A 23,242-nucleotide genomic window follows, 5' to 3' on the forward strand; every position below is an offset into this window, starting at 1 on the left:
CTCGGCCAATATCTGAAACAGCCTGTCCCGCCCGACCTTGAGCCCGCCATCATCCTGACCCTGAAGCAGATAATGCAGCTTGTGGGTGCCCACCCGTGGCTGGCGTAACCGGACCTGGCGCACGAAGCGCACCACTTGCAGCCCCTGTGCATGGCGCAGGTCTGCAACCCGTAAGCCTGACGGCTTATCCCCAGAAACAGGCAAGCCCTGACGATGGTCAGCCTCTCGACTTGCCGCTGCGAGAGGACTTGCCGGGTCGCTTTTTTACGATGGAGACACCGTAGTCGTTCTTCAGCACATCGACGACAGCCTCAAAGAACTGGGCCTTCTGGCTCATCAGCGCCAGCTGCTGCTCGAGCTCCTTGATACGCTGTTCGGGCGTCTGGTTGTCGGGGTCAGGCATGGTGATACTCCTGCCGGCGCGCACAGAAGCCCCCTGGCTCCAGTCCTGCCGACCATGTTTACGCAACCATACCAGAACGGTGGAGCGGCCCTGAATGCCATAACGGGCCTGAGCTTGTTTGTAGGTGAGCTCGCCTTTTTCAATCTGCTCGACCACGGCTAATTTAAAAGTCAGCGAGTAATCGCGCTGTGTCCGTTTCACACCTTGTCCCATCGGGTTCTCCATTTATTGGGGGGAAAGGTGTAAACCATATTCAGGACGGGACACAGCCAACAAAAAGGCCGCATCATGCGGCCTTTTTCATAGATAGACGTTTCTCACAGGTAGTGAGCGATCACCCCGAGCAGCACCAGGGCCCCCACATAGTTGTTGTTGAGAAACGCCTGGAAGCAGGCCTCCCGCTGGCGCTCCCGGATCAGCCGCTGCTGATAGACGAACAGGGCCGCCGCCCCCAGCAGACCCCAGTAATAGCCGGATCCCAGCGCCATCAGCTGACCCACCCCCAGCAGGATGAGCAGGGTTGCCAGTTGCAGCACGCCGATGATCCGCTTGTCGTGACGGCCAAACAGGATGGCGCTCGACTTGAGCCCGAGCTTGAGATCATCGTCCCTGTCCACCATGGCGTACTGGGTGTCATAGGCTATGGTCCACAGCAGGTTGGCGAGAAACAGCAGCCAGGCGACGGGCGGCAAGGCATTGGCCTGGGCCGCATAGGCCATGGGAATGGACCAGGAGAACGCCATCCCGAGCACCAGCTGAGGGATAGGAATGAAGCGCTTCATGAAGGGGTAGCAGACCGCCAGCAGCAGGCCGGCGAACGACAGGCCTATGGTGAGCGGGTTCAGGGTCAGCACCAGGGCGAACGAGATGAGCGCCAGCACGGCGAACAGGATCAGTACCTCCCGCGCGTCGACCCGGCCCATGGGCAGGGGTCGCCCGGCGGTGCGTTTCACGTGGCCGTCGAAGTTGCGATCCGCATAGTCATTGATGACGCAGCCCGCCGAGCGCATCAGGAAGACCCCCACCACGAACACGGTCAGGATCCAGGGATCCGGCAGGCCACCCGCCGCGAGACAGAGCGCCCACAGGGTCGGCCACAGCAGCAAGAGGGTGCCGATGGGCTTGTCGATGCGGGCCAACTGCACATAGGCCAGTCCCCGCTCCTTGGTTAACAGCTTCACTCCAGCTCCTTATACGATGACAGCGAATGAGACGATAGAGAGGGCAGGAAGAGTTCGTGGACCAGCAAGGGCCACTGCCCCAGATAGAGACGAGAGCGGCGCCCCCAGACGGTGGCCGCCTGGCACCAGGGATTGCTCGCGATCTCGAAGCAGGCCAGTTGCAGGTGATCGCGCCGCGCCGGTGCATCACCGAAGATGCGCTCCCCCAGTGGCTGCTCCCCCAGATCCTGCAGACCGCTCCCTTGCAGCGCCGCCTCGGCAAACAGGGTCCAGCCCAGAATGGCCGGTCCGGCGTCACCGTGCAGTATGACCTCGCGGCAGATCCCCACGGGATCCGCAACGGCCACCAGCGCCTGCTCGTCCACCCCCAGCGACACACTGCGATTGCCGAGCAGTTGCACCGAGAGGTGACTATTGTGGCGCCGCAGGCGCCGGGTCATGGAGTCGGCCTCCAGCAACCAGGGGCGCAGTGCCTCTGGGGGCTCACACTCTGCGGGTGCCCGCCAGGGGACGAGCTGGATGAGGGGAACCGTCAACTCGGACTTCACAGCTTCACCATCCGGAGATTTCCGTTGTCAGGTTAAAATCCCGTTTATTATCCGTAAATCAATGGCGAATTGTAAGAACATCCGTGCTTGACGGCCCCGATGGCAGCATCAAAAATGGGGCATCCGTCGCTGCCGAGCCATCTAGATGAAGATCTTCAGAATTCTGCTGGTGTTATCCCTGGGCTGTACCCTGTTGAATACCCACGCCTTCGCCAACGAGGAAGCGGCCGCCGATCAGGCCTCTGCCGCCGTCCAGCCGGGATTCGCCTATCATGCGCTGGATCCGGACATCATCACCAACTACCTCGGCGATGGCAAAACCCTGGGCTATGTGCGGGTGACGGTGGAGCTGATGGCCGAAAACGCCGCCGATCTCAAGTTGCTGGAACAGCACGACCCCCTGATCCGCGACGCCATCATCCGCCTGATTGGCAGCAAGACGGGCGCCCAGATAAAGTCGCTGGTAAGTCGGGAAGAGCTGCGCAAGGAGTGCGAGGCCAAGGTCAACGAACTGCTGGTCAAAGAGACCGGTAAGAAGGCGGTACGCGAGCTCATCTTCACCAAGTATCTTTATCAGTAATGAACGGCGAGCAGGGTGCCGACCGGCGGCCCGCTCTCCCTACCGCTCCCATTCACTGTCGAGGAAGTCATCGTCATGGGCCACAAGACGCTGTGTGAATGGCGCCGTCACGAGATCCCCGCCGATCTCAAGACACTGCGCAAGATATTGCGCAAACCCAAGTTCGTGTGCGGCAAGTGTGCCCGCAGCGCCAATGACAAAGAGTACCTGTGCCAGCCGCTGCGACTAAAGGAGAAAGGGGAATGAGTTCCCCCACTGCTCGTCGCTCAAGGGTCTGAAGAAGAAGGGGGCGCCCTATTGATCGGTCCAGCCCTGACGCCCCTGCGCAAACAGTCTGCGGGCCTGGACGTCATTGGGGCAGACGCCACGGTACTCCTCCCCCGATCGCCCGGCCAGATAGAGGTGCTCCGGGCGGCAATACCAGGCCAGCCCCTTCTGGCGACCCTGCTCCCACATGGCGACATCCACCTTGGTCCCGCACTGGGTCTGATGGAATTCCACCCGATCGGCGGCGAAACCCAGCTTGCCGTCTCCTTCCCCCACATCGCTCCACACCTTTTCGCAGGGATCGTCCGAGTTGGAGACACAGCCCCCGAGCAGGGTGGCACAGAGCATGATGACGAGTGAGCGCATAATCATCCTTGGGCGTTGTTTGAGTGGTTTATGGCGTCTCTGGCCTGACGGGCATCCCTCTTCCCACAGCGCCATTTGAGCAGTTCATTCTAACCAGAGCCTCGCCCGGCCACCAAGGGGCATGCTGTCAAACGCACAAAAAATCGGGCGGGCCACCAGGCCCGCCCGCACGCGTTACAGGGAATCACTGATCGTCGAGAGGGTCATAGTCCTGCCAGCCCTCGTCGTCCAGCTCCTCCAGCTCGTCTTCCCAGGATTCCGGCTCCCACTCATCGTCGAGCTCGAAATCCGGCGTCTGCGTACCCATGCTCATTCTCCTTGGATAGTGCACCGGCCTTCAAAGTCTATCCAGAAAAATGGGGCTCGCCAGTGGACCCGGTCAGAGCTTGATCAGGGTGCGACCCGCAACCCGACCCTGGGTGATGGCCTCGGCGGCCTCCACCACCTGCTCCAGCCCGATCTCGGTCACCGCCTGGGCGAAGAAGCTGGCGGGCAGATCCCGCGCCAGTCGCTGCCACGCCAGTTGACGACGCGCCCGCGGGCACATCACAGAGTCGACCCCCTGCAAGCGCACGTTGCGCAGTATGAAAGGCATGACGCTGGTGGGCAGATCGAAGCCGCCCGCCAGCCCGCAGGCCGCCACGGCGCCGCCGTAATTCATCTGGGCCAGCAGCTTGGCCAGCACCTGACTGCCGACTGTGTCGATGGCACCGGCCCATAGCTGTTTCTCCAGCGCCTTGGCCGGTTCCAGCAGTTCGCTGCGCGGCACTATGCGGCTGGCACCCAACGCGGTCAGCATGGCGCCCTGTTCCTCAGGACGGCCGGTCAGGGCCGCCACCTGATAACCCAGCGCAGCCAGCAGGGCCACGGCGGTGGAACCCACCCCGCCTGCGGCGCCCGTCACCAGGATCTCGCCACTATCAGGAGTGACGCCCGCCTCTTCCAGCGCCAGCACGCAGAGCATGGCGGTGAGGCCGGCGGTGCCGATGCACATGGCCTGCCGCTCATCCAGCCCGGCCGGCAGCGGCACCAGCCAGTCGGCCTTGACCCGCGCCTGCTCGGCCATGCCGCCCCAGTGTCCTTCCCCCACGCCCCAACCGGTCAGCACCACCTTGTCACCGCTCTGGTAGCGGCTGTCGGCCGACTCCAGCACTGTGCCGACGAAGTCGATGCCTGGCACCAGCGGCCACTGACGCACTATCTTGCCCTTGCCGGTGATGGCCAGCCCGTCCTTGTAGTTGAGGGAGCTATGGCTCACCGCCACCCGCACCTCGCCCGCCGGCAGCTGGCTCTCGGCCAGCTGGGTCAGGGTCGCCGTGGTCTTGCCATCTTGGTTATCCAGTAACAGAGCCTTGAACATGCTTTCCTCTCGGGGTTGGGGCGCCGGCATCAGGTGCTCTGGCGCTTGTGCAATTCGAATTCGATGGTCTGGGTACCGTCTTGCAGTACCTCGCCAGCCAGTTTACACAGGATCATCTCCACGGCCATGTTGCCCATCTTGCGATAGGGGATCTGTACCGACGTCAGGGCAGGATAACAGGCCTGTACCACATCCGAATCATCGAATCCGGCGATGGCCTGCTGATCACCTTCCTGCCGGTGTTCCTGCTGCCGGTGCTTGGGGATCTCGGCTTTGCCAACACCACCTTCAGCGATGCCGACTTCGGCGTGGTGAGCATACTGCTGGGCCTGATAGTGCGCTGATGCCACTGCGTCCAGGCAGTCAGCAGGCGCGGTCTATGGGCCGCGCCTGCTGTTAGCGGCAGCCCCAACCCCATCGACGCCGAAAATATGTGCAAACACAGTGCGTTGGATCGGATTTTCAACCCACAGCGGCAGCATCTGACGGGGGAGTGCGATATGCTGATGCGCTGACGTTCCACCCGACCTCACCCGAGGCCTCTTCCATGAAATACCTGGTAGTACAAACCAAACAGATAGGAGACGTGCTGATCTCCACCGCACTGTGCAACAACCTCAAGCAGCACGACCCCGCCGGGGAGGTTCACTATCTGGTCATGGATTACTGCGCGGGGATGGCAGAGGGGAATCCCAACATAGATCGCTTGATCGTCATCGAGAAGGCGCGCCGCAACGAGTGGCGCTACATGAAGGAGTTGCTGCTGGGCATTCGCCGCGAGCGCTACGACGTGGTGATCAACAGCCAGGGCCAGATGATAGGCCTGCTCACCTGCCTCATCTCGGGGGCAAGACTGCGGATCGGCTTCGACTCCTTCCCCTGGCGACTCGGCCACAACCGCATAGTGCGCTTTCGCCATGACACCGAACATCAGGGCAACAGCACCCTGGTGGATGACAGATTCTCGCTGCTAAAGCCTCTGGGGCTCGCCAGGGAGGATCGCAACTACTATCTCTGGCTGAGTGAAGCGGAGAAGCAACGGGGACGGGAGACACTGCAGGCCGCCGGCATAGATCCGGGCAGGCCGCTGATCGCCATGGGGGTCAACTCCCTTGGACACTACAAGCGCTGGCCCATCGACTGTTTCGCCGAGGTGGCACGCTGGCTGATAGAGCAGCACCACGCCCAGATCCTGATCTACTGCGGGCCAGGGGAGGAAGAGTACAACCACAGCCTGAAGCCCTTGCTGCCCGCCGCGCTGCAGGCCAGCGTGTTTGACCACATACAGACCCGCTCGGTGCGGGAGCTGGCAGGACTTATCGCCCATTGCCAGCTGTTCGTCGGCAACGACACAGGTCCGCGGCATATGGCGCAGGCGCTGGACATACCGCTGCTGACCATAGTCTCTCCCCTGGGTCACTCCGCCATTGCCAACCCTGTCTCTCATCCCCGTTATCGCTTCATCGACACCAATCACCAGCGCCCAGAGCAGGAAGTCCTGGCCGTTCAACACCAGTTGAGCATGCTCTGGGACCAAGTGACGCTACCCCATGGCAAACCGGAAGAGCCTACCCCCGACCCCATACCAGTCAGGTAACCGACAGCGTCAGATCGTCACTTCCTCAGACGGAAGAACTCCTTCTGCCACTCATAGAGATATCCGGACCACCCCTTGGCCTTGGCCCGCAGGAATACGAGGCCGGATGAGCGCTTCCAGCTGTGCTGGAACCAGTGCGTCATATAACGCTCTGCGGCAGGCTCAAAATGAATGGCTTCCCCCTGATAGTTGTAGAAGTAATGAACGGGGGCGATCAGGGCGGCATCGCCGGACTGCGCCAGCTTGTCTGACACCAGTCTGGTCATGATCTCGGGCCCCATGTACATGGGAGAGGACATGATCTCCTCTTCGTAGAAGCGGACCAGCTCGGACAACATCACCGACTCTTTCCGGGCGTAGATGACAGCGGTGCCGACCAGCCGATCGGACTCGTAGCCTGCGCCAAACGCCACTGACTCGAAGAGCGGAAAGGGATCCTGGTTGATGGTGACATCGGTATCCAGATAGAGACCCCCTTCCTGGGTGAGGATCTTGAGGCGCAGGTAATCGGTCACAAAGGCCAGCAAACCCCGTCGGTAGCACTCCCGGGCAAAGGTGCACTCCTGGATCCAGCGCTTTATCTGCGGGTCCGTATCCAGCCACAGCTTGTAGTCGTAACCCTGCTTTCGCCAGTCGTCGATGCACACATGGGCCAGGGGAGGCAGCCGGTTGCCCAGCCAGATGGCATGAATGGTTTTATTGGTCGCGCTCATGACTTGCCCCCACAGTGCTTCATGTTCCACAGCGTCATTCTGATGAACCGGTAGCAGCGGTACAGCTCACGGGTCAATTTGAACCCCAGCGGTACCTTCTTCAGCTCGACCTGATTCTGGATGTCGCTGCCCATGTCCCGCGGGCTGTAGATGGCATAGGGGATAAGGCCGGTGCAGATGAGACCGGTACGATAGGACTCGCCGATAAAGTTGTCGACCGAACAGACCCATCGCTTGCTGTGCGCCAGCAGGCGGCGGGCCCCCTGGGGCGAGATGCTGTAACCCGTGGTCCAGCAGGAGTTGTTGTGCCAGAACATCAGCTGCATGTTGTCTATGGTGGTCAATGCGCTGGCCGACCCGATCTGGGGTTCCACCTTCACATACTCATACTGCTCGTGGACCTTGGGCAGGGTCCCCAGCACTTCTTCAAAATACTGGGTAGGCAGGAAGTCATCTTCCAGAATGAGGATGGGCTCATTGAGTTCGACACACTTTTCCCACAACAGGAAGTGGCTGGCATAACAGCCCTTCTCCCCCGGGGTCAACGGCCGGCTCCTGAATCGGATCCTGTGCTGGTCATCCGGCAAGGCCTGCAACCGCTCAGGGAGGCCTTCAAAACCATTCACCGCATTGAAAAACTCGAAATCGATGCCTCTGGCCGCCAGGACGGACTCGACGCGACTGCGCCGCTCGACGGCCCGCTCCAGACTAATGACGTAAATTTTCATGACCTTCCTTTGCGAACTGCTTCAGTTCTCCATGCAGTGCAACCGAGTAGATGGCGCCCATGAAGACGCTGAATACCCACTGCCCGGAGCGCATGTAGAAAAAGGATTCAAAGTTGTTGATGATGAGCCAATAGATGATGAAAGAGATGGTCAGCATCTTGATGAAACGTGAAGAGAGCGAACAGGACAACACCTGACGAGCCACGGTGAAGAGTGTGCCATAGAGCACCAGGAATCCGGCAAGGCCCCAGCACACCAGAGTCTCCATGTTGGAGTTGTGCAGATGACGGAACTCCTGGGTGATGTAATCCGGCAGAGTCTTGGACAGGGTAATGACCAGTGATTGACTGCCATAGCCGGTGCCGAAGAGCGGGTGTGCCAGGAACCACTGGATGGCCTCCAGCCAGGTCTTCAGCCTCACCCCTATGCTGAAATCCCGTACCTCGGCCCAGTTGCCCGTCAAGATGGCATGCACATCCCCTTGATGCACAAAGCCTGACAGCAGCCTCTCCCTGATGAATGGGACCTGATAGAGGGCCAGCATGGTCGCCAGCAAGATGGCGTAGGTCATGACCACCTTGCGTGTCGGCCAATGGTCACCCCCCCCCAGCAAGGGAAGCATAGCGAGGGAGACCGAGATGGCCAGCCAGGACTGGCGGGATTGCAGAATGATGGAGAAAACACCGAACAGCACTATGCCGAGCAGTATGCCCCCATTGGCCAGCGACAGTTTCTTGAATCTTGAGGTGAGCAGCAACAGGACAAAAAACAGAAAGCAGGCGCCCGCGATCAGGGATCCGTGCTGGGCATTGCGATAATTGAAATCCACCCTGGCTCCGTCGAGCCCCGTCTCGAAGATGGAGAAAAAGGCCGAGTGATAGGCAAAGGTGAAGACGACCCCGACGCAGAAGGTCAGCAGTGTGATGACGATGCGGCGCGGTTCCCCTTTCAGCCAGTAGGCGAGGCCGATGAAGAAGAAGAGGTAGGCCATCGACTTCACCGAAGGGTACCTGAGGGCATAGTCATGGACATAATATCGCGATGACACCCAGCTCAGGCACTGCACCACCACGGCCAGACAGAGCAGTTGAAAGACTCTGTTTTTTATGAAGAAAGCCCTGTCCACATAGAATGCCAGCAGGGTTGCGAAGACGATGATGGTCTGGCAGACATCGGCGATCAGCTGTATCGAATCCTTGAACAGGGTGTAACCCAGAATATTCAGGAAGATGAAGTTGCCGAACGCCTTGCCATGAAAAAAGCCGAGAAAATCGTGATTCGTCGACAGGGTCTGATCTTTCATCCCGAGCAATGTGTATTTTCCCATCAAGATTTTCTGAAGACATAGTTGCCACGGATCTTGCGCCACAGCCCGAACATGTCGGTGCGGGGGAAGATGGCGATCCGGCGGATCTGGAGCGGATCCCGATGCATGGCCCTGGGGCCGCTGTTGGTGGCCACAGCATAGCGGTAGCCGGCGGCGCAGGCCTCGGCTTTCGCGCTCTCGTTCAGATCCCCGTAAGGGTAGGCAAACGACAGGAGCGGATGGCCAAGCAGCCGTTCCAGCCTCTCCTTGTTGGCCCGGATCTCGCGCGCCTGCTGTTCGGGAGCCAGCGTGCTGAGGCGCGGGTGGGTCAGGGTATGTCCCCCTATCTCCACATGGCCCGACGCGGCGAGCGCACGGATCTCATCGCCGTTCATCAGGGCCACCGGCGTATCGGGGTGGGTCGGGTGCTCCACGTCCCAGCGATTGTGATCCTCGCCTGTCACTATGTACACCACCGCCTTGTAACCATATTTTTCCAGCAGAGGCAGCATGCGGGTGAGGTTGTCCCGATAACCGTCGTCGACGGTGATCATCAGGTACTTCTTGCCATATTGCAGCCGATGGATGAAGCCCTTGTCCGCCAGATCCGCGAAGGTCAGCGTCTCGTAACCCAGCCACTTCAGTAAGCGCAGGTGTTTCTCGAACATGGCGACGGGCAGCCAGGTGCCGTGCACTCCCTTCTCGCTCTCATGCTCGATGAAGCGGTGATACATGATAACCGGCATCTCCCGACGCAGGGTCTCGACCACGGCATCCTGATAGATGGACTCGAGCCCGCTCACCACCTGCTGCAAGTCATACTCCTGCCGGATCCGCTGACGCAGGCTGTCCGGCACCTGCTTGGCGGCCAGTGACGAGGCTATCTGTCCCTTCAGCGCGGCAAAATCGATGGCCAGATCCTGGGGCCCTATGTCACCGAAGTTGCTGGCCAGCGCCTCGTCCAGATTCTGCTCGGTCACCAGCCCGATGGCCTTGGCCTCGCCGATGGCGAAGGCGGGGCGGCCGCACAGCAGGGCCTCCATCGCCACCCGGCCAGCGCCGATCACCAGATCGCACTGCGCCAGCAGGGCGGGCACATCGTCCACATAGCCGACGAAATCGACCTTGTCCTGGAAGCGGGCAAAGCGCTCCGGCACCCGGGTGCCGCTGACGACACGGACTTGGCAGGCGTCCAGATCCAGTACCTCGTCCAGCAGGCGATAGCAGAGCTCCCCCTTGGGGCCGCTCAGTCGGCCTATGATGGCGATCACCGGCCTGGCGTTGTCCGGTGCCGGCACAGGCTGGAACCTGTCAGTCTCTATGCCGTTGCGCAGCACCTGCACCATGGCGGGATCCACCCCCAGGTTGTCGATAATCTGGCGGGCAATATCCTCGCACACCGCCACCGCCCGATAGCCGAGGGCATGGAAGGCCTTGCGGGAGGCGTGCACCGGCTGACGGCCATGAACTGTGGTGATCATGGGGGTGCCGGTCAGCTTGCAGGCCACATAACTGCTCCAACCGGAGGCGCGGGAGTGGGCATGAACCAGCTGGATGTGGTGCTTCCTGATGAGATAGATGAGGTAAAACACATGCCAGAAGCGGCGCAGTATGTTGCGCTTGTTGAACCTCAGCTTGAAGACGGGCCCTTGCGTGGGCTTGGTCAGGGTATCTGACACGTAAAAGACGTTGTGACCACGCCGGGTCAGCTCGTTGCCGACCGTGGTGGCATAGACCTCAGCTCCCGTGACTTCGAGCTGGGAGAGTGCCATCAATATGTTCATGCAAGCGCATCCGATCGACGGGCGGCCAGGGCCGCCCGTCAGAGGGGGATCAAGCCCGGTTCAACCAGGCCATGTAATCGGCCACGCCTTCGGCGACAGTCTTGAACTCGCCGTCATAACCGACGCCACGCAAGCGGGTCAGATCGGCCTGGGTGAAGCTCTGATAGCGACCCTTGAGGTGATCCGGGAAGGGGATGTACTCGATGGCGCCTTGCTGGTGATGCTTGATCACGGCCTCAGCCACGTTCTGAAACGGCTCGGCACGGCCGGTACCGCAGTTGAAGATGCCGGAGTGCTGCGGGTTCTGCCAGAACCAGAGGTTCACCTTGCAGACGTCGTCCACATAGATGAAGTCGCGCATCTGGCCACCGTCCGGGAAGCCGTCGCAGCCCTCGAACAGCTTGGGATTGTCCCCCTGCTTCACCTGGTTGTTGAGGTGGAAGGCGACGGAGGCCATGGAGCCCTTGTGCTGCTCGCGCGGGCCGTAGACGTTGAAGTATTTCAGGCCCACGACCTGGGAGTCGATCTCCGGCAGCCAGCGGCGCACGTATTGGTCGAACAGCTGCTTGGAGTAGCCATAGACGTTGAGGGGCTGCTCGAACTTGGGATCTTCGATGAAGTTGTCGTTGCGGCCGCCATAGGTCGCGGCGGAGGAGGCATAGATGAAGGGAATTTCCCGCTCGATGCAGTAGTGGAACAGATCCTTGGAGTACTCGTAGTTGACCTCCATGATGAACTTGCCGTTCCACTCGGTAGTCGCGGAGCAGGCACCTTCGTGGAAGATCACCTCGATGCCGCCATCCCACTCTTCAAACTCGTCACCGGAGACGATCCGCGCCTGGAACTCGTCCTTGTCCATGTAATCGGCGATGGTGAGATCGACCAGGTTGACGAACTTGGTGCCGTCGGTCAGGTCGTCGATGACCACGATATCGGTCCGTCCTTGAGCGTTCAGCTGCTTGACCAGATTGCTGCCGATAAAGCCAGCACCGCCAGTTACTACGATCATGGAGTTTGCCTCGCGTACGTTGATGGCCCCGTGTGACTGCCTGTTAAAGCTGTGTATAGTGGGCCAATTTGAAATTGCCGAAAAGTTTATCACGGGCCGCCAGGGGATTCGACCTCGGCGCACAGGGCCCGGCAGAGGGATCAGTGATGAAGACCAGAGACAGGATCATCCACAGCGCCACCGAGCTGTTCAACGATCAGGGTGAACGCAACATCACCACCAACCACATTGCCGCCCATCTCGGCATCAGCCCGGGCAACCTGTATTACCACTTCCGCAATAAAGAAGACATCATCCACTCCATCTTCGATCAATACGCCCGCCACCTGAGCGAGAGTTTTACGCCGGCCCGCAGCCACGAGATCAAGCTGGAAGATCTGATGGGTTATCTGGATGCCATCTTCTATCTGATGTGGCAGTTCCGCTTCTTCTACGCCAACCTGCCGGACATCCTGAGTCGCGACGAACCCTTGCAGCACAAGTACCTCAAGGCCCAGGAGCAGCTGCGCGCCGCCGTGGAAGCGCTGCTGAGAAGCCTGCGCGAGGGCGGCATCATAGACGTCAGCGACGAAGACCTGCCGGATCTCGGCCAGACCATCAAGATGGTGGTCACCTGCTGGATCCCCTTCCAGATTGCCCAGGCGCCCCATACCCGCATCACCAAGCCCTTGCTTTATCAGGGGGTCTTGCGGGTGCTCTTCCTGCTGCGCCCCTATGTGCAGCCCCAGGTGATCGCCCAGATCCGCCAACTGGAGCAGCACTATCACCAACTGGCCCAACCAGCCGGGTGAGATCTGTTTCACAATTGTTGAATATCAGCATAATAATTTGAATTGGTGCGCAACGATTGCAGTAAAATGTTGCCCATTCCAGGGTCTGTCGACGTTTCGTCACGACCGCGACGACGTCAGTCCGTGCACCTCGCACGGCCCAAGATCCTGATAACACAGTCGACACAGTCAATGAGGACCGAGGATGTCTAACGGATTCTATCGTCACCTGGCCGAACAGCTCGAACAGGTCAAGGCGGAAGGGCTATACAAGCAGGAACGCATCATCACCTCGGCTCAGCAGGCCCAGATTGCGGTGGGCGGCGAGCAGGTTCTGAACTTCTGTGCCAACAACTACCTGGGGCTGGCCAACCACCCGGATCTTATCGCCGCCGCCCATCAGGGACTCGACAGCCACGGCTTCGGCATGGCCTCGGTACGCTTCATCTGCGGTACCCAGGACCAGCACAAGGCGCTGGAGCAGAAACTGTCCGCCTTCCTCGGCACCGAGGACAGCATACTCTACTCCTCCTGCTTCGATGCCAACGGCGGTCTGTTCGAGACCCTGTTCGGCGCCGAAGACGCCATCATCTCAGATGCACTCAACCACGCCTCCATCATCGACGGCGTGCGGCTGTGCAAGGCCAAGCGCTATCGCTACGCCAACAACGACATGGCCGAGCTGGAAGCCCAGCTCAAACAGGCCAATGCCGACGGCGCCCGCTTCAAGCTGATCGCCACCGACGGCGTCTTCTCCATGGACGGTGTCATCGCCGACCTCAAATCCATCTGCGATCTGGCCGACAAATACGACGCCCTGGTGATGGTGGATGACTCCCACGCGGTGGGCTTCATCGGCGAGAACGGCCGTGGCACCCACGAATACTGCGGCGTGCTGGACAGGGTCGACATCATCACAGGCACTCTGGGCAAGGCACTCGGCGGCGCCTCCGGCGGCTACACCTCCGGCAAGAAAGAGGTGATCGACTGGCTGCGTCAGCGCTCCCGTCCCTACCTCTTCTCCAACTCCCTGGCCCCCTCCATCGTCTCGGCCACCATCAAGGTGATCGACATGCTGGCCGAGGGTCACGCGCTGCGGGCCAGCCTGAAAGCGAACAGCGAGTATTTCCGCACCCGGATGAGCGCCGCTGGTTTCACCCTGGCCGGTGCCGATCACGCAATCATCCCTGTCATGCTGGGGGATGCCAAGCTGGCCGCCGAGATGGCGAGCCGCATGCTGGCGGCCGGCATCTACGTGGTGGGCTTCTCCTTCCCCGTGGTGCCCAAGGGCCAGGCCCGCATCCGTACCCAGATGTCTGCCGCCCATACCCGCGAGCAGCTGGACAAGGCCATCGATGCCTTCATCCGCATCGGCCGCGAGCTCGGTGTGATTTGATCACATGGCTAGCTGATTAAAACGGGGGCCAAGGTTGGGCCCCATTTTATTACCCTCTGTACCCGGCACAGCGCCGTGAGGAATCTGTCATGAAAGCACTCTCCAAACTCAAATCCGAAGCCGGCATCTGGATGACGGACGTCCCGGCCCCCGAGCTCGGCCACAACGATCTGCTGATCAAGATCCGCAAGACCGCCATCTGCGGCACCGACATGCACATCTACAACTGGGATGAGTGGGCCCAGAAGACCATACCCGTGCCCATGGTGGTCGGTCACGAGTACGTGGGAGAGGTGGTCGCCGTCGGCCAGGAAGTGCGCGGCTTCGCCATCGGCGATCGCGTCTCAGGCGAAGGCCACATCACCTGCGGCCACTGCCGCAACTGCCGCGCCGGTCGTACCCACCTGTGCCGCAACACCATAGGGGTCGGCGTCAACCGCCCGGGCTCCTTCGCCGAATACCTGGTGATCCCGGCCTTCAACGCCTTCAAGCTGCCGGACAACATCCCCGATGAGCTGGCCGCCATCTTCGATCCGTTCGGCAACGCCGTGCACACAGCCCTCTCCTTCGATCTGGTGGGTGAAGACGTGCTCATCACCGGCGCCGGCCCCATCGGCATCATGGCTGCCGCCGTCTGCCGCCATGTGGGTGCCCGTCACGTGGTGATCACCGACGTCAACGAATACCGCCTCGAATTGGCCCGCAAGATGGGCGCCACCCGCGCCGTCAACGTGGCCAAGGAGAAACTCTCCGATGTGATGGACGAGCTCGGCATGACCGAAGGCTTCGATGTGGGGCTGGAGATGTCCGGCGTGCCCAGCGCCTTCCAGGACATGATCGACAAGATGAACCACGGCGGCAAGATTGCCATGCTCGGCATTCCCCCCTCCACCATGGCCATCGACTGGAACAAGGTGATCTTCAAGGGACTGTTTATCAAAGGGATCTATGGTCGCGAGATGTTCGAGACCTGGTACAAGATGGCCAGCCTCATCCAGTCCGGCCTGGATCTCAGCCCCATCATCACCCATCACTTCCACATCGATGACTTCCAGCAGGGCTTCGAAGCCATGGGGTCAGGCAAGTCCGGCAAGGTGATCCTGAACTGGGATTGATGAGCCGTGGATGTCATGTGCAAAGGCTCGGTCCGGCACAGGGATCCTGAGTGGAGACAAGTCAGCCTTTTTCACGGCTGATTGCAAAAACCCGGCGAAAGCCGGGTTTCTTTTTGCTCTTGCCTTGCCTGCTGCCCCTGCCGCCGCAGAAACTTTGTTTGCAGATTGCTTAACACTTCACACACAAGCGTTTAAATGCCTGTAACTATTCGGTTATAATCCCGTCGTTTTCTAGGGATAATAAGAGCCTGCTGGGAGTACATGAGCGTGTTGAAAAAACTGAGCTATTTGCTGGCTGCCGGGATGGCGGCCGCCACCCTGTCCGGCGCCGTCTTTGCCGCCGATGAGATGTCGACGGAAGCCATCGCCGAGCGCATAGCCCCGGTCGGCCAGGTCTACACCGCCAAGGATCTGGAAGGCATTGCGACGGCCGCGGCCGCCCCTGCTGCCGCCTCGTCCGGTCCCCGTGATGGCGAGACAGTGTTCAAGGGCGCCTGCTTTGCCTGCCACGATACCGGCGCGGCCGGCGCGCCCAAGCGCGGGGACAAGGCTGCCTGGGAACCACGCATCGCCCAGGGGTTCGACACCCTGCGCAAGCATGCCATCGAAGGCTTCACCGGCAAGGCCGGCATGATGCCGGCACGGGGCACCTGCGCGGCCTGTAGTGACGAAGAGATCGAAAACGCCATTCACTACATGATCGACAAGCTCTAAGTGGTTGAAAGGGCTCCTATTGCAGCCCTTTCAATCCAATCACTTCCGACTACGCTTGTAGGTGAGTTTATTCGGGAGTATTGCATGTCAGTCCAGCCCCTCACACCGCCAGATCCCCCCCCCTTGCTGGCGGTCGTTTCTTCCATCATGGATTTTCCCGCGCCCGGCATCGCCTCCCCTGAGGATTACGCCAGACTGGTAGAGCAACTGGGCAGACTCTGCCCCCTGCAGCACTTTGCCATGCTGGGGCTGTCCGATGGAGGCCTGCACTGGCTGTATGCACATCAGCTGCCCGAGGCGTTCAAGCAACAGCTGGGGCGTGAAGAGCCCCGCCTCACCGAACAGCTCACCCGACTCGATGAACACCAGGGATGGTGCGTGCAGGCGGTGGAGCACTATGAGGTGCAATGGCTGCTGGCCCGCGGCGCCCCCGAACAGACCCCGACCCTGAGATTGCTGCTGGAGTGTCTGGCCAAGCGCCTGCACGAAACCCAGACCGGCACCCAGCTGGCGGGGCAGGCTTCCCCCCTCATGCAGCGGGATCCCCAATGGCAGCAGAAGATTGAAAAAATCAGCCGTATCATGCGGTTGGCCCACAATCTGCCGCAGCATGCCCTGTTTTCCCAGCTGGAGGCCGTGCTGCGCCAGATGCTGGCCGTCAATGATATGCTGCTGGTCCGCCTCGACAACCAGCGGCTGGAGAAACTCTATCCGACGCGGCTCGCCTACGATGACGACGTCATCAGGGCCCTGTGCCACAGCACCAACAGCATAGAGCGCAGCGAGGCCGGGTTGTTCTGGTACAGCCTGCCCCTGCGCCAGCAGCAACAGTATTTCGCCCACCTCATCATCAATACTGCCCAGCCCCTGGAAGCCGATGACAGGCTGTTTCTCGACTTCCTGCGCCACCAGTTGACCCTGCTGCTGGAACTCAAGAGAGTCAGGCAGCAGCTGGATGAACTCAACTCGGAAGAGTCCATCAACCAGCGACTCCAGCAACTGCGCCAGACCAACCTGCGGCTGCAGAAACGGCTCAGACATCATCAGGAGCTGGAGCGGCGACTCCAGTTCAATGCGCTGCACGATCCGCTGACCCAGCTGCCGAACCGGGCCCTGCTGATGAACCACCTTCACCATGCCATGACCCGTTACCGCCGTTACCAGACGGCCGGCTTCACCCTGATCTTCGCCGACGTGGATCATTTCAAGCAGGTCAATGACGCCCTGGGCCACAGTGCCGGCGACCAGCTGCTGCAGGAGCTGGCCAAGCGTCTGCAGAGCTGCATCCGGCAAAATGACATGGTGGCCAGGCTGGGGGGCGACGAGTTCGTCATCTACCTGGACAACAGCCAGCAGGAGGAGGACGTCAGCCCCGTACTCAACCGCATTCTAGGCCGCATCGCCCACCCGTTCCGGCTTCAGGGTAATGAGCTGACCGTCACCATCAGCCTGGGGGTGGCCAGCGTGTCGGAGCAGACCACGGACATCAGCGAGCTGCTGCACCAGGCCGATCTCGCCATGTACCAGGCCAAGCGCAATGGCCGCAGTCGCATCGTCATGTACTCAGATGCCTGCATGGAGCACTCTGGCTCTCCAGAGGAACGGCTGTTCAGGGCCTTGCGGGAAGGCAGGATAGTGCCCTACTTCCAGCCGGTGATCAGACTGAAGGAGAGTCGCCTGGTGGGTCTGGAGGTGATGGCGCGCTGGATCACCGAGGAGGGAGAGCTGAAGGATGCCTTCGACTTCATTCCACTGGCCGAGCAGTGCGGCCTCATTCAGGATCTGGATCGCCAGATCCTCAGGCGCACCTGCCAGCAGCTGAAGGGCTGGCTGCAGATTTCGGACGGCGGTCGCTTCAAGATATCGCTCAACCTGTCCGGCAAGCACCTGGCCAGCCGCGAGCAGATCATGGCGCTGGTCCACATCATGGAGGAGGAGGGGGTGATACCCGGCTACTTCATCTTCGAATTCAACGAGCGGGAGCTCTCCAGGCAGAGTGCCGACTCCCTCACCTCGCTCCATGAGCTCAGGGCCAAGGGGATCCAGATCAGCCTGGACGACTTCGGGACCGGCTTCTCCTCCCTCAATGCCCTGTTCCACTTCCCGGTGGACTACATCAAGGTGGATGACAGCTTCACCCATCGCATGCTGAACTCCCCCAAGGACCTGGCGCTGATCCGTGCCATGCGGGACATCTGTCAGGATCTCGACTTCACCCTGGTGGTCGAGGGCATAGAGAACCAGCAGCAGTTGCAGAAGCTGATCGAGCTGGGCTGCGCCCTGGGACAGGGGCGCCACATATCCCCGCCTCTGCCAGGATCCGACATCATATCGCTGCTCTCCCAGGCAGAGCCCCCGGCCGAGCCTTCTCTCAATCCTTCTTGAACAGGGCCCTCAGGTTGGCGACGCCGACCTGACCCTTCTGCTGGCGCTCCTCGGCCGTCACCTTCTTCTGGTTTTCCCACTCCAGATCGTCCTGGGGCAGCTCCAGCAGGAAACGGCTCGGCTCGGGACGCACCGACTCACCATACTGACGCCGCTCCTTGCAGAGGGTGAAGGTCAGCTCGGTCTGGGCCCGGGTGATGCCCACGTAGGCGAGACGGCGCTCCTCCTCCACGTTGTCCTCGTCGATGCTGGTCTGGTGGGGCAGCAAGCCCTCCTCCATGCCCACCATGTAGACATAGGGAAACTCCAGCCCCTTGGAGGCGTGCAGTGTCATCAGCTGCACCTGATCCGCATCGTCTTCCCCTTCGTTGCGCTCCATCATGTCTCGCAGGGTGAGGCGAGTGACCACCTGGGCGAGCGTCATGGCCTCTTCCAGCTCGTCCCCCTCCAGCATCTCGGTGATCCAGCGATAGAGGGTGGAGACGTTCTGCATCCGCATCTCGGCCGCCTTCGGGCTGGGGGAAGTCTCATAGAGCCACTCCTCGTAGTGGATCTCCTTGATCATGTCCCGCACCGCCTCCACCGGGTTGCCCCGCTGCGCCTGATCGCCAAGCCGCACCAGCCAGTTGGTAAAGGCCTGCAAAGCCACCAGACCACGGCCGGAGAGGTGCTGCTCCAGCCCCAGCTCGAAGCTGGCGGCAAACAGACTCTTGCCGCGCTGGTTGGCGTACTGCCCCAGCTTCTCAAGCGTGGTGGGGCCGATTTCCCGGCGCGGCAGGTTGACCACCCGCAGGAAGGCGGTGTCCTCGTCCGGATTCACCAGCAGCTTGAGGTAGGCCATGATGTCCTTGATCTCGGTGCGGGAGAAAAACGAGGTGCCGCCGGAGATGCGATAGGGGATGCGGTTGGTCATCAGCGCCTTCTCGAAGATGCGCGACTGATGGTTACCCCGATAGAGGATGGCGTAATCCTTGAACCGGGTGCGATTCATGAACTTGTGGCCCATCATCTCGGCGGCGATCCGCTCCGCCTCGTGCTCCTCGTTCTTGGCGAACAGCACCTTGACCGGCACCCCGTAGTCGAGCTCGGAGAAGAGCGCCTTGTCGAACACATGGGGGTTGTTGGCGATCAGTATGTTGGCGCACTTGAGGATACGCCCCTTGGAGCGGTAGTTCTGCTCCAGCTTGATGAGCTTGAGGCTGGGGAAGTCCTCGTTCAGCAGCACCAGGTTCTGCGGCTTGGCACCACGCCAGGAGTAGATGGACTGGTCGTCATCCCCAACCACTGTGAAGCGGGCCCGCTCGCCGACGATCTGCTTCACCAGCTCGTACTGGCTGGTGTTGGTGTCCTGATACTCATCGACCAGCAGGTAGCGGATCTTGTTCTGCCAGCGGCTGCGCACCTCCTCGTTGTTCTTGAGCAGCAGGGTCGGCATCACGATGAGGTCATCGAAATCCAGCGCGTTGTAGGCCACCATCTGGCGGTGATAGCGCTCGTAGAGCTGGGCCATCAGCACCTCTTCCGGCCCCCGGGCGATGCGCATGGCGCGCGCTGGCAGTATGAGGTCATTCTTCCAGTTGGAGATCTGGGTGATGAGGGCCGACAGCTTGTCCTTGTCGTTGTCGAGCTCCGCCTCTGTCAATTCTTTGAGCAGCGCCAGCTGGTCGGTGTCGTCGAACAGGGAGAAGTTCGCCTTGAGATTCAGGCTCTTGTGCTCGCGACGTATGATGTCGAGCCCCAGGGTATGGAAGGTGGAGACCATGAGCCCCCGCGCCTCCTTGCGACCCAGGGTCTGGCCGACCCGCTCCTTCATCTCCCGCGCAGCCTTGTTGGTAAAGGTCACAGCGGCGATGTTGCGGGCGTTATAGCCGCACTGCTGCACCAGATAGGCGATCTTGTTGGTGATGACGCGGGTCTTGCCCGATCCGGCACCCGCCAGCACCAGGCAAGGGCCGGAGACAAACTTGACCGCTTCGTTCTGATTGGGGTTGAGCTTCATGGGCCGGATCTCTTGGCTTATGATGAGGGGCGGCATTGTAACAGAGATCCCGCGGGCAGCCGAAACCGGACACAGGATCCCGCCACTTCGCCTTGTGTTTGCCCGTCATTTTCCGGATCATGGCCGACTTTTCCAGAGGAGATGAGGGGAGCATGAATCAGCAAGAGCACGCCCAATTGCGTAGCCAGTTTCCGGCCCTGGCGCAGGAGGTGAACGGCCACCCTCTGATCTATCTGGACAACGCCGCCACCACCCAGAAACCCCAGGCCGTGCTGGACGCCATAGCTCACTACTATCGGGCCGACAATGCCAATGTGCACCGCGCCGCCCATGCCCTGAGCGGCCGCGCCACCCGCGCCTTCGAGGCAGCCCGCGAGACGGTCGCCCGCTTTATCAATGCGCCCCGCAGCCATGAGGTGATCTGGACCCGTGGCACCACAGAGGCTATCAACCTGGTGGCTCACAGCTGGGGCATGAGCGAGCTCAAGACCGGGGACGAGATCGTCCTCAGCACCCTGGAGCACCATGCCAATATAGTCCCCTGGCAGTTGATTGCCGAACGCACCGGCGCCCTTATTCGGGTCATTCCGCTGGATAAGCGCGGGGATCTGGATATGGAGGCTTACCTGGCCATTCTGGGGCCGCGCACCCGGCTGGTAAGCGTCGCCCATGTCTCCAACGCCCTCGGCACCGTCAACCCGGTGAAGGAGATAGTGGCGGCCGCCAAGGTGGTTGGTGCCCTGACCCTGATCGACGGCGCCCAGGCTGTGGCCCATCTCGAGGTGGATGTACAGGCCATAGGCTGCGACTTCTATGCCTTCTCCGGTCACAAGCTCTATGGCCCGACCGGCATAGGCGTGCTCTGGGGAAGAACCGAATTGCTGGAGCGCATGCCGCCCTGGCAGGCGGGAGGCGAGATGATCGACAGAGTCAGTTTCAGCGGCACCACCTTCAATACCCTGCCCTTCAAGTTCGAGGCAGGCACACCCCATATCGCCGGGGCCATAGGGCTCGCCGCCGCCATCGACTTTGTGACGGAGCAAGACAGGGCTGCCCTGGTGCGCCATGAGCAGGCACTCACCGACTATCTGGTGACAGGCTTGCGCCAGGTGCCGGGCCTGCGCCTCATAGGTGAACCGGCACAACGGGCAGGGGCTGTCTCCTTCCTGCTGGATGAGATCCATCCCCAGGATGCTGCCACCCTGCTCGACATGCAGGGCATAGCGCTACGGGTCGGCCATCACTGCGCCATGCCGCTGATGGAGAGCTTAGGGATAGGCGGCACCATGAGGGCCTCGCTGGCCTGCTACAACGATCGGAACGATATCGATGCCCTGCTGGCAGCCCTGCACAAACTCAGTGACTTCTTCTAAGGCAGACAAACTCATGAGCAGCCTAGCAACCTATACCCAGATCGGCCTTGAGCCCAACGCTGACACCATCCGCCAGCAGTTTGCCGCCGCCCACGGCTGGGAGAACCAGTACCGACTCATCATCCAGCTCGGCAAGCAGCTGCCCGCCCTGCCTGCCGAGTGGCAAACCGAAGAGCACCGCTTGAAAGGCTGCGAGAGCCAGGCCTGGCTAAAGAGCGAAAAGGGGGAGGATGGCTGCTGGCACTTTGCCTGTGATTCCGATGCCCGCATAGTGCGCGGCCTTATCGTCATCGTACTGGCGGCGCTCAATCATCAGACCGCCGACGCTATCCAGACATTTGACGTGGATGGCTATTTCAGCGAACTGGGGCTGGAGAAACACCTGAGCCCGTCACGAGGTAACGGGCTCAGGGCGATCGTGCTGGCGATTCGGGCTCAGGCCTCCGCCTGATCCCCGGCCACCGGCGGCTGCGATATATCCTCGCGACTGTCCATGAGGGCGGCACGCTCCACCCTCGCGCCCCGTTCGGCAATCTTCTTCAATACCCGGGAGGCGGCCACCAGACCGAAGGTCGCCGTCACCGGCGTCACGGCGCCAAAGCCGGAGGCGCAATCCATCTTCATGTTGCCGTCGCTGGCCGCCTTGGCCTGACAGGTGCCGCCCTGGCCATCCGGGTAACTCAGCTGCTCGGTTGAGAAGACACACTCCACCCCGAATTTGCGCGCCGGATTCTTGCTGAAGTTGTGCAGCCGGCGCAAGTCGGAGCGCACCTTGGCGGCCAGCGGATCCTGAATGGTCTTGGCCAGATCCGCCACTGTGATTTGGGTTGGGTCCATTTGCCCGCCAGCACCGCCCGCTACTATCACCGGGATCTTGTTGCGCTTGCAGAAGGCAATCAGCGCCACCTTGGCCTTGACCGAATCGATGGCATCCACCACATAGTCAAACTCCCGCTTGATATGCTCGGCCAGGTTGTCGGCGGTGACGAAGTCATCCACCTCGATCACCTCGCAATCCGGATTGATGGCACGAATCCGCTCGGCCATGACTTCTGTCTTGAGGCGGCCAACCGTGCCCTGCATGGCGTGGATCTGGCGATTGGTGTTGGTGATGCAGATGTCATCCATGTCGATCAGGGTGATCTGATTGATGCCAGCGCGGGCCAGCGCCTCGGCTGCCCAGGAGCCGACCCCGCCTATCCCCACCACGCAGACCTTGGCCTGGCTGAAGGAGCCAAGGGCGCTCTGACCATAAAGACGGGCAATGCCCCCGAATCGCTGTAGATATTCTGCTTTCATACCACCACCTTGCTTGAGGGCGGCCATTATAGCGGCAACCGCAGCCAGCGGCGATGATCGGGTGATAATGGTGTTGATGCGAGGGGGAAGTAAGCTGTATGCCGGGATGCTTGAAACGAAAAAAAGCCCAGTCTTTCGACTGGGCTTTCTAAATAGTGGCGGAGCGGATGGGGAGACGGACACAGTCCGGCTCAAGCACAAGGGACCACAGGCAGGGACCGAGTTGCCAGTGGCAAGTCGCAGCCCTGTCTGTGGTCCCTTGTTTCCTTAATCCCGTTCACGAATATCCAAAAGCAAAAAGGCCTTCCCGTGAGGGAAGGCCTTTCAAATTAGTGGCGGAGCGGACGGG

23 protein-coding genes and 2 pseudogenes are annotated in these 23,242 nt (G+C 60.9%); 11 read left to right on the forward strand and 14 right to left on the reverse strand.

The window, feature by feature from the left end; genetic code table 11:
* The 3 genes and pseudogenes from G4923_RS20220 to G4923_RS20230 form a co-directional block, all read right to left on the reverse strand.
* Positions 1 to 616 (reverse strand): annotated as a pseudogene (locus tag G4923_RS20220) (transposase family protein); the annotation flags it as partial.
* Between the two features lie 104 nt (positions 617 to 720).
* A complete protein-coding gene (gene ubiA / locus G4923_RS20225; RefSeq protein ID WP_025325265.1) occupies positions 721 to 1,584 on the reverse strand; it encodes a 4-hydroxybenzoate octaprenyltransferase in 864 nt (287 codons plus the stop codon).
* Positions 1,581 to 2,132: a chorismate--pyruvate lyase family protein gene (locus G4923_RS20230; RefSeq protein ID WP_111913515.1), complete on the reverse strand. Its 552-nt coding sequence runs from the start codon at positions 2,130 to 2,132 to the stop codon at positions 1,581 to 1,583. Before G4923_RS20230 ends, ubiA begins: the two co-directional genes overlap by 4 nt.
* Positions 2,133 to 2,277: 145 nt before the next feature.
* Between G4923_RS20230 and G4923_RS20235 the strand changes: the two genes are divergently transcribed.
* Together G4923_RS20235 and G4923_RS20240 are read left to right on the forward strand one after the other, a co-directional pair.
* Positions 2,278 to 2,712: a flagellar basal body-associated protein FliL gene (locus G4923_RS20235; RefSeq protein ID WP_111913517.1), complete on the forward strand. Its 435-nt coding sequence runs from the start codon at positions 2,278 to 2,280 to the stop codon at positions 2,710 to 2,712.
* Positions 2,713 to 2,787: 75 nt separating this feature from the next.
* Positions 2,788 to 2,958 (forward strand): hypothetical protein, encoded by a 171-nt coding sequence (locus G4923_RS20240; protein WP_005331100.1) that lies wholly within the window; start codon positions 2,788 to 2,790, stop codon positions 2,956 to 2,958.
* A 48-nt stretch (positions 2,959 to 3,006) separates the two neighbouring features.
* Here G4923_RS20240 and G4923_RS20245 read toward each other — a convergent pair whose 3' ends face one another.
* The 4 genes from G4923_RS20245 to G4923_RS21315 form a co-directional block, all read right to left on the reverse strand.
* Entirely contained in the window at positions 3,007 to 3,351 is a 345-nt protein-coding gene (locus G4923_RS20245) for a DUF2799 domain-containing protein (protein ID WP_106885325.1), read from the reverse strand.
* Between the two features lie 178 nt (positions 3,352 to 3,529).
* The gene (locus G4923_RS21385) at positions 3,530 to 3,652 is read right to left on the reverse strand and encodes a hypothetical protein (protein WP_080675028.1); all 123 of its coding nucleotides are present in this window, start codon (positions 3,650 to 3,652) and stop codon (positions 3,530 to 3,532) included.
* A 72-nt stretch (positions 3,653 to 3,724) separates the two neighbouring features.
* Positions 3,725 to 4,705 (reverse strand): acrylyl-CoA reductase (NADPH), encoded by a 981-nt coding sequence (gene acuI, locus G4923_RS20250; protein ID WP_163138120.1) that lies wholly within the window; start codon positions 4,703 to 4,705, stop codon positions 3,725 to 3,727.
* A 29-nt stretch (positions 4,706 to 4,734) separates the two neighbouring features.
* The gene (locus G4923_RS21315) at positions 4,735 to 4,896 is read right to left on the reverse strand and encodes a substrate-binding domain-containing protein (protein WP_338120478.1); all 162 of its coding nucleotides are present in this window, start codon (positions 4,894 to 4,896) and stop codon (positions 4,735 to 4,737) included.
* Positions 4,897 to 4,917: 21 nt separating this feature from the next.
* Between G4923_RS21315 and G4923_RS21475 the strand changes: the two are divergent.
* Both G4923_RS21475 and G4923_RS20260 read left to right on the forward strand, forming a co-directional pair.
* A pseudogene (locus tag G4923_RS21475) lies at positions 4,918 to 5,049 on the forward strand (PTS ascorbate transporter subunit IIC); the annotation flags it as partial.
* A 203-nt stretch (positions 5,050 to 5,252) separates the two neighbouring features.
* The gene (locus tag G4923_RS20260; RefSeq protein WP_163138121.1) at positions 5,253 to 6,302 is read left to right on the forward strand and encodes a glycosyltransferase family 9 protein; all 1,050 of its coding nucleotides are present in this window, start codon (positions 5,253 to 5,255) and stop codon (positions 6,300 to 6,302) included.
* 17 nt (positions 6,303 to 6,319) lie between these two features.
* On the opposite strand, the gene G4923_RS20265 is transcribed toward G4923_RS20260, so the two are convergent.
* From G4923_RS20265 to rfaD, 5 genes are read right to left on the reverse strand one after another with little or no spacing between them, the layout of a single operon-like run.
* On the reverse strand, positions 6,320 to 7,015 hold the full coding sequence (locus tag G4923_RS20265) for a glycosyltransferase family 32 protein (RefSeq protein WP_163138122.1): 696 nt from the start codon (positions 7,013 to 7,015) through the stop codon (positions 6,320 to 6,322).
* The gene (locus G4923_RS20270; RefSeq protein ID WP_163138123.1) at positions 7,012 to 7,743 is read right to left on the reverse strand and encodes a glycosyltransferase family 25 protein; all 732 of its coding nucleotides are present in this window, start codon (positions 7,741 to 7,743) and stop codon (positions 7,012 to 7,014) included. Before G4923_RS20270 ends, G4923_RS20265 begins: the two co-directional genes overlap by 4 nt.
* Positions 7,724 to 9,070 (reverse strand): O-antigen ligase family protein, encoded by a 1,347-nt coding sequence (locus G4923_RS20275; protein WP_163138124.1) that lies wholly within the window; start codon positions 9,068 to 9,070, stop codon positions 7,724 to 7,726. The genes G4923_RS20270 and G4923_RS20275 overlap by 20 nt, the downstream gene beginning before the upstream one ends.
* Positions 9,070 to 10,833, reverse strand: a complete 1,764-nt coding sequence (locus G4923_RS20280; RefSeq protein WP_163138125.1) for a bifunctional glycosyltransferase family 4 protein/polysaccharide deacetylase — start codon at positions 10,831 to 10,833, stop codon at positions 9,070 to 9,072. Before G4923_RS20280 ends, G4923_RS20275 begins: the two co-directional genes overlap by 1 nt.
* A gap of 49 nt (positions 10,834 to 10,882) precedes the next feature.
* Positions 10,883 to 11,842 carry an ADP-glyceromanno-heptose 6-epimerase gene (gene rfaD / locus G4923_RS20285; protein ID WP_025325251.1) on the reverse strand — a complete coding sequence of 320 codons (960 nt, stop codon included), beginning with the start codon at positions 11,840 to 11,842 and terminating at the stop codon, positions 10,883 to 10,885.
* Positions 11,843 to 11,988: 146 nt separating this feature from the next.
* Here rfaD and G4923_RS20290 point away from each other — a divergent pair, with 146 nt between their 5' ends.
* The 5 genes from G4923_RS20290 to G4923_RS20310 all read left to right on the forward strand — a co-directional run bounded on the left by G4923_RS20290 (position 11,989) and on the right by G4923_RS20310 (position 18,222).
* Positions 11,989 to 12,633 carry a TetR/AcrR family transcriptional regulator gene (locus G4923_RS20290; protein ID WP_025325250.1) on the forward strand — a complete coding sequence of 215 codons (645 nt, stop codon included), beginning with the start codon at positions 11,989 to 11,991 and terminating at the stop codon, positions 12,631 to 12,633.
* A gap of 184 nt (positions 12,634 to 12,817) precedes the next feature.
* Positions 12,818 to 14,008 carry a glycine C-acetyltransferase gene (locus G4923_RS20295; protein ID WP_139751653.1) on the forward strand — a complete coding sequence of 397 codons (1,191 nt, stop codon included), beginning with the start codon at positions 12,818 to 12,820 and terminating at the stop codon, positions 14,006 to 14,008.
* A gap of 89 nt (positions 14,009 to 14,097) precedes the next feature.
* Positions 14,098 to 15,123: an L-threonine 3-dehydrogenase gene (gene tdh / locus G4923_RS20300; protein WP_025325248.1), complete on the forward strand. Its 1,026-nt coding sequence runs from the start codon at positions 14,098 to 14,100 to the stop codon at positions 15,121 to 15,123.
* Positions 15,124 to 15,384: 261 nt separating this feature from the next.
* Positions 15,385 to 15,837, forward strand: a complete 453-nt coding sequence (locus tag G4923_RS20305; RefSeq protein WP_005327368.1) for a c-type cytochrome — start codon at positions 15,385 to 15,387, stop codon at positions 15,835 to 15,837.
* Positions 15,838 to 15,921: 84 nt separating this feature from the next.
* The gene (locus G4923_RS20310; RefSeq protein WP_163138126.1) at positions 15,922 to 18,222 is read left to right on the forward strand and encodes a putative bifunctional diguanylate cyclase/phosphodiesterase; all 2,301 of its coding nucleotides are present in this window, start codon (positions 15,922 to 15,924) and stop codon (positions 18,220 to 18,222) included.
* Here the strand turns inward: G4923_RS20310 and rep are convergent.
* Positions 18,209 to 20,221: a DNA helicase Rep gene (rep, locus tag G4923_RS20315; protein ID WP_163138127.1), complete on the reverse strand. Its 2,013-nt coding sequence runs from the start codon at positions 20,219 to 20,221 to the stop codon at positions 18,209 to 18,211. The genes G4923_RS20310 and rep overlap by 14 nt on opposite strands.
* A 152-nt stretch (positions 20,222 to 20,373) precedes the next feature.
* Here rep and G4923_RS20320 point away from each other — a divergent pair, with 152 nt between their 5' ends.
* Positions 20,374 to 21,594, forward strand: a complete 1,221-nt coding sequence (locus G4923_RS20320; RefSeq protein WP_111913539.1) for a cysteine desulfurase — start codon at positions 20,374 to 20,376, stop codon at positions 21,592 to 21,594.
* A 13-nt stretch (positions 21,595 to 21,607) separates the two neighbouring features.
* Positions 21,608 to 22,045 carry a SufE family protein gene (locus G4923_RS20325; RefSeq protein ID WP_162627434.1) on the forward strand — a complete coding sequence of 146 codons (438 nt, stop codon included), beginning with the start codon at positions 21,608 to 21,610 and terminating at the stop codon, positions 22,043 to 22,045.
* On the opposite strand, the gene tcdA is transcribed toward G4923_RS20325, so the two are convergent.
* Positions 22,030 to 22,893 (reverse strand): tRNA cyclic N6-threonylcarbamoyladenosine(37) synthase TcdA, encoded by an 864-nt coding sequence (gene tcdA / locus G4923_RS20330; protein WP_239497144.1) that lies wholly within the window; start codon positions 22,891 to 22,893, stop codon positions 22,030 to 22,032. The genes G4923_RS20325 and tcdA overlap by 16 nt on opposite strands.
* Between the last annotated feature and the right edge of the window lie 349 nt (positions 22,894 to 23,242).

Origin of the sequence: Aeromonas rivipollensis (assembly GCF_010974825.1) — a bacterium.
GTDB lineage: Bacteria > Pseudomonadota > Gammaproteobacteria > Enterobacterales > Aeromonadaceae > Aeromonas > Aeromonas rivipollensis.

Bases quoted from the DNA above. Each gene is read 5' to 3' on its own strand.
- G4923_RS20235 (WP_111913517.1), top strand. From the start codon at position 2,278: ATGAAGATCTTCAGAATTCTGCTGGTGTTATCCCTGGGCTGTACCCTG.
- G4923_RS20240 (WP_005331100.1), top strand. From the start codon at position 2,788: ATGGGCCACAAGACGCTGTGTGAATGGCGCCGTCACGAGATCCCCGCC.
- G4923_RS20245 (WP_106885325.1), bottom strand. From the start codon at position 3,351: ATGATTATGCGCTCACTCGTCATCATGCTCTGTGCCACCCTGCTCGGG.
- G4923_RS21385 (WP_080675028.1), bottom strand. From the start codon at position 3,652: ATGGGTACGCAGACGCCGGATTTCGAGCTCGACGATGAGTGGGAGCCG.
- acuI (WP_163138120.1), bottom strand. From the start codon at position 4,705: ATGTTCAAGGCTCTGTTACTGGATAACCAAGATGGCAAGACCACGGCG.
- G4923_RS20260 (WP_163138121.1), top strand. From the start codon at position 5,253: ATGAAATACCTGGTAGTACAAACCAAACAGATAGGAGACGTGCTGATC.
- G4923_RS20265 (WP_163138122.1), bottom strand. From the start codon at position 7,015: ATGAGCGCGACCAATAAAACCATTCATGCCATCTGGCTGGGCAACCGG.
- G4923_RS20270 (WP_163138123.1), bottom strand. From the start codon at position 7,743: ATGAAAATTTACGTCATTAGTCTGGAGCGGGCCGTCGAGCGGCGCAGT.
- G4923_RS20275 (WP_163138124.1), bottom strand. From the start codon at position 9,070: ATGGGAAAATACACATTGCTCGGGATGAAAGATCAGACCCTGTCGACG.
- G4923_RS20280 (WP_163138125.1), bottom strand. From the start codon at position 10,833: ATGAACATATTGATGGCACTCTCCCAGCTCGAAGTCACGGGAGCTGAG.
- rfaD (WP_025325251.1), bottom strand. From the start codon at position 11,842: ATGATCGTAGTAACTGGCGGTGCTGGCTTTATCGGCAGCAATCTGGTC.
- G4923_RS20290 (WP_025325250.1), top strand. From the start codon at position 11,989: ATGAAGACCAGAGACAGGATCATCCACAGCGCCACCGAGCTGTTCAAC.
- G4923_RS20295 (WP_139751653.1), top strand. From the start codon at position 12,818: ATGTCTAACGGATTCTATCGTCACCTGGCCGAACAGCTCGAACAGGTC.
- tdh (WP_025325248.1), top strand. From the start codon at position 14,098: ATGAAAGCACTCTCCAAACTCAAATCCGAAGCCGGCATCTGGATGACG.
- G4923_RS20305 (WP_005327368.1), top strand. From the start codon at position 15,385: ATGAGCGTGTTGAAAAAACTGAGCTATTTGCTGGCTGCCGGGATGGCG.
- G4923_RS20310 (WP_163138126.1), top strand. From the start codon at position 15,922: ATGTCAGTCCAGCCCCTCACACCGCCAGATCCCCCCCCCTTGCTGGCG.
- rep (WP_163138127.1), bottom strand. From the start codon at position 20,221: ATGAAGCTCAACCCCAATCAGAACGAAGCGGTCAAGTTTGTCTCCGGC.
- G4923_RS20320 (WP_111913539.1), top strand. From the start codon at position 20,374: ATGAATCAGCAAGAGCACGCCCAATTGCGTAGCCAGTTTCCGGCCCTG.
- G4923_RS20325 (WP_162627434.1), top strand. From the start codon at position 21,608: ATGAGCAGCCTAGCAACCTATACCCAGATCGGCCTTGAGCCCAACGCT.
- tcdA (WP_239497144.1), bottom strand. From the start codon at position 22,893: ATGAAAGCAGAATATCTACAGCGATTCGGGGGCATTGCCCGTCTTTAT.